Origin of the sequence: Gluconacetobacter asukensis, assembly GCF_014174375.1 — a bacterium.
GTDB lineage: Bacteria > Pseudomonadota > Alphaproteobacteria > Acetobacterales > Acetobacteraceae > Gluconacetobacter > Gluconacetobacter asukensis.
In genome coordinates this window covers 1-3,174 of sequence record NZ_JABEQE010000044.1, presented here as the reverse complement: position 1 = coordinate 3,174, position 3,174 = coordinate 1, and the positions used below count along the sequence as shown (strand labels likewise).

At 58.9% G+C, this 3,174-nt stretch carries 4 protein-coding genes; 2 read left to right on the top strand and 2 right to left on the bottom strand.

The genetic code is table 11. The features are described from left to right. Positions 1 to 654, top strand: a 654-nt coding sequence (locus tag HLH35_RS19815; protein WP_220790792.1) for a ribonuclease domain-containing protein, incomplete at its 5' end; no start/stop codon positions are given. A gap of 5 nt (positions 655 to 659) precedes the next feature. Continuing rightward, a complete protein-coding gene (locus HLH35_RS19595) occupies positions 660 to 1,037 on the top strand; it encodes a barstar family protein (protein ID WP_182980730.1) in 378 nt (125 codons plus the stop codon). A 58-nt stretch (positions 1,038 to 1,095) separates the two neighbouring features. On the opposite strand, the gene HLH35_RS20280 is transcribed toward HLH35_RS19595, so the two are convergent. Continuing rightward, positions 1,096 to 1,803, bottom strand: a complete 708-nt coding sequence (locus tag HLH35_RS20280) for an IS630 family transposase (protein WP_408870147.1) — start codon at positions 1,801 to 1,803, stop codon at positions 1,096 to 1,098. Further along, positions 1,775 to 3,001, bottom strand: a complete 1,227-nt coding sequence (locus HLH35_RS19585) for an IS256 family transposase (RefSeq protein WP_182980728.1) — start codon at positions 2,999 to 3,001, stop codon at positions 1,775 to 1,777. Before HLH35_RS19585 ends, HLH35_RS20280 begins: the two co-directional genes overlap by 29 nt. Between the last annotated feature and the right edge of the window lie 173 nt (positions 3,002 to 3,174).

Here is a 3,174-nt window from a genome sequence, read left to right as displayed (position 1 = left end):
GCGGCCGGCGGGCTGCTGGGTGGCGCGGGCAAGGGGAATGCGTCGGTCAATGCGCTGAGTGGGGCGGCGGCAGCTTCGGCAGTGCAGCAGTTCAATCAGGCTGAGGATAACAAGGACAATCAGGACCCGGCGACTGTCGCGATCTCGGGGGCCAGCACGGAGAAGAGCGGGACGGCGAAGGATACGAGCCTGACGGCGAGCGGGGGGGGCTTGAGGGACAGCTTGTCCGGCTCCGTCGATCCGGTCACGGGGGTTGATCTCTCCGGGCTGGGGACGGGCTCCAGTGTGCTGGGTGGAAGTGGGCAAACGAATGTGGCTGCGGGCACAAACAACACTTCTGGGACGACGCCGATGGTCAATGGCGTAACGGTTGTGGATCAGAAGACCGGTGCAGTTTACCAAGGCACCGTTGATCTTCAACCGACGCTAGACCGTATTGCGAATGGTGAAAAATATCCTTCCCGCAACGATGGCTCCACGTTTAACAACAATGAAGGGCGGTTGCCGCAGGAACCAGCGGGCTACTACAAGGAATACGTTGTTCCCACGCCCGGTATAAAAGGAGTTGGTCCTCAGCGGATCGTAACTGGCCAAAATGGTGAGACGTATTACACGCCAGATCACTACAAGACGTTCATTTTCGTGAAAAGGTAGGCATAATGACAAGAGAAATTCCATTTATATACGAGAAGACACCGAAATATTACCGTCAGAAAGGCGCATTTGTAGTTTTTCTTCCGCCGCATATTGAAACAAAGAGTAGTTTATTAAATTCTTTATCGTCTTCTTTCGGATTTCCAAAATATTTTGGATTTAACTGGGACGCATTATTTGATTTATTTCGTGATTTTAGTTGGATAAGCGCACGTAATATAGTGTTGGTTCATGTTGATTTGCCGAATCTTTCTCCGGAAGAAATGAAGATTTATTTGCGTTTGCTGAGTGATTCAGTTCATGATTGGCGTCCGGATGAAACTCATCGTTTTGATGTCGTATTTTCTGAGGCGGATAAAGAGAATATCGAACGTTTGTTGTGAGGGGCTAGTCACAAATGGAGCGGTCCTGGGAAAGGGGGGCGTGGGTATCGGATTTCTATCAATAACGCTGAGTTACGGCTCGCGTATCTGGCGTCGGACGATCTCGGACAGCGACAGCCTGAGCATCGTGGTGACGTCGGGCGACATCGTGAGCAGCTACGTGATGGCGCGCGCGCAGGATGCGACCAGCACCAGCATATCGGCGAGCTGACGGTGCTGCCGGAGGGTGAGGGCGCGGCTCTCTTGGTGGGGCGGCGGCGAAGTAGGCGACGGCCTGTCTGTGACAGACATCGTCGATTGCACCGCACACCGCGTCCTGGAGTGCATGGAGGGTTCGGGGCGCCGCTCGTCTGATCCATGCCTTCATCTTGGCGAAGATGTTCTCGATAGGGTTGAAGTCGGGACTGTAGGGCGGCAGGAACAGCAGGCGGGCGCCGACTGCCTCTACAGCCTCCCGTGCTTCAGCACTCTTGTGTGCCGGCAGATTATCCAGAATGACGACGTCTCCCGGCGACAGCGTTGGAGCGAGCACCTTGCGAGCATAGGCGGCGAACCATTCGCCGGTCATTGGGCTGTCCAGCATCATCGGCGCGGTCATGCCGGACAGGCGCAGTCCGCCGATGAACGTCGTGGTTTTCCAATGCCCATGGGGCACAGACATCCGACAGCGCGTGCCACGACGTGATCGTCCGGGACTGTCAGGAATTTCGTGTGCGATGCGTTGTTCACGTTGTTGATCAGACGGTGGCGCGAGCGAAGCGTTCACCGAAGAGAATGGCGAACTGTGCCTTTGCCATGGACCATTCCCTTGGGGGCATAATCCATTCTTTCTCGGCCCGGTTCAAGGCCAGGAAGAGGAGCTTGAGGGCCGCGTCGTCATTGGGAAAATGTCCCCTGGCCCGGACGGCCCGCCTTAGCTTGGCGTTCAATGCCTCTATGGCATTGGTGGTGTAGATTAATTTTCGGACTTCGGCGGGGAAGGCGTAGAAGGGAATGACCTCCTCCCAGACCCGTTCCCAGGACTGGACGATCGCCGCGTATTTCCGGCCCCAGGAGCTTTCGGCAAAGGCGGCCAAGGCAGCTTTGCCGGCTTCGGCGTCCACTGCCCGATAGATATCCTTCAATGCCGTAGCCACGGATTTGCGATCTTTCCAGGCGACGAAGTCCAGCGAATGGCGCAGCAGATGAACGATGCAGGTCTGCACCAGGGCTTCGGGAAAGACGGCGCGGATGGCGTCGGGAAAGCCCTTGAGCCCGTCGACTACGGCCAGCAGGACATCCTCGACGCCGCGATGGCGCAGTTCGTTCATGACACGGAGCCAGAATTTGGCACCCTCATTCTGCTCGATCCACAGGCCGAGGACCTCCTTGGTGCCGTCGGCGCGAACGCCCAGGGCGATATGTACCGCCTTGTTGCGCACCACGCTTTCGTCGCGGATCTTCACCCGCAGGGCATCGAAGAACACCACGGGGTAGACTGCCTCCAGCGGCCGATTCTGCCACGCCGCCACTTCGTCCAGCACGGCGTCCGTAATGACGCTGATCAGATCCGGCGAGGCTTCCACCCCATAGATTTCAAGCAGATGGCCCTGGATCTCGCGCACGCTCATCCCGCGCGCATACATCGAGATGATCCGCTCGTCGAAGCCGGGAAACTGCCTCCGGTAGCGCGCGATCAATTGCGGATCGAACGTCCCCGCCCGATCACGCGGGATGTCCAGCCGCACCCGGCCGCCATCCGTCAGCACGGTCTTCTGGCCGTAGCCATTGCGGCAGTTCGGGCGGCCAGCCACAGCCTCGCCGTCCAGATGATGGTCCAGTTCGGCGTTGAGCAACCGCTCCGCCAGGGCTTTCTTCATATCGCCCAGAAGGGCGTCCGCGTCCGACATCGTGCGGACCACGCGACCAGCCAGAACCTGGTCCAGAACGTCGTCAGGGATCACGGGCTTCTTGCGTCGGGCCATGATGCTTCTCCTTCTCCAGCATCACACCAAACACACGAAATTCAGGATAGGCCCCGCTGGGGACGCTGGGGACGCTGGGCGCGGTGGGGACCGGGCTGGTGTCGGGGGCGTCGGGGCTGCTGGGCGGGGGGCGGACGCATGAGCAGACCAGCCTCAGCCAGTCGGCGATCGGC

Excerpts from the sequence above, each read along its gene's own strand:
- HLH35_RS19595 (WP_182980730.1), top strand. The coding sequence starts at position 660 with ATGACAAGAGAAATTCCATTTATATACGAGAAGACACCGAAATATTAC.
- HLH35_RS19585 (WP_182980728.1), bottom strand. The coding sequence starts at position 3,001 with ATGGCCCGACGCAAGAAGCCCGTGATCCCTGACGACGTTCTGGACCAG.